1 protein-coding gene is annotated in these 1,021 nt (G+C 64.7%); it reads left to right on the forward strand.

The features are described 5' to 3' along the window. Positions 1 to 1,021, forward strand: a 1,021-nt coding sequence (locus EN914_RS36415; RefSeq protein WP_164779217.1) for an FAD-binding oxidoreductase, incomplete at both ends; no start/stop codon positions are given.

A 1,021-nucleotide genomic window follows, 5' to 3' on the forward strand; every position in this document is an offset into this window, starting at 1 on the left:
GGATGAAGGTGGTGCTGCTCGAAGGCGGCAAGATCGGCTGGGGCGCGTCGGGCCGCAATGGCGGCCAGATGATCCCCGGCCTGCGCAAGGGCGCCAAGGGACTGGTCAAGCTCTATGGGCCTGAGCGGGCAAAGGTACTGTTCGATCTTGCCTTCGAGGCGCGCGGGCTGGTGCTCGACATCATCGAGCGCCATGCCATCGATTGCGATCTCAGGCTGACCGGCCATCTGGTCGGCGCGGTCAACGGTTCCGACCTCAAGGATCTCGAGGAAGAGGTCGAGTGCCTGGCTACGGTGATGAAGTTCCCGCACGCCGAAATCCTGTCGGCGGCGGGAGCCCGAGCCAAGGTCGACACACCCTATCATGGCGCGATGTATGAGCCGCTCGGCGGCCACATGCATCCGCTGAACTACACGCTCGGCCTTGCCCGCGCGGCGATTGCTGCCGGCGTCGTCATCCATGAGAATTCGGTGGCGGTGAAGCTGGAGCGTGAGCCTTCGATCCGGATCTCGACGGCAAAGGGATCGGTGCGTGCAAAACATGTCGTGCTGGCCGGTGACGCTCTGCTCGATGGGCTGGAGCCGCGCGTCAACAGCCGCATCATGCCGGTTGGCAACTACATCGTCGCCACCGAGCCGCTGGAGGGCAAGCGCAATGTCATCCCGGCCAATGTCGCGGTGTCCGACACACGCTTCGTCGTCAACTATTACCGGATGTCGGCGGACGGCCGGCTCCTGTTCGGCGGCGGCGAGCGCTACACGCCGTCACCGCCGGCCGATATCGCCGGCTTCGTGCGGCCGCATATGGAAGCCACCTTCCCGCAACTTCAGAGCTGCCGCATCGATCACGCCTGGGGCGGGCTGGTGTCGGTGACGACATCCAGGCTGCCGCATGTCGGGCACTATGGCGAAGTCTATTTCGCGCATGGCTATTCCGGCAAGGGCGTCATCCTGTCGACGTTGTCCGGCAAGCTCCTGGCCGAAGCGATCACCGGCGACGCCTCGCGGCTCGATTTGTTCTC

It is taken from the genome of Mesorhizobium sp. M7A.F.Ca.CA.001.08.2.1 (assembly GCF_003998455.1).
In the GTDB taxonomy this organism is placed as follows: Bacteria; Pseudomonadota; Alphaproteobacteria; order Rhizobiales; family Rhizobiaceae; genus Mesorhizobium; species Mesorhizobium ciceri.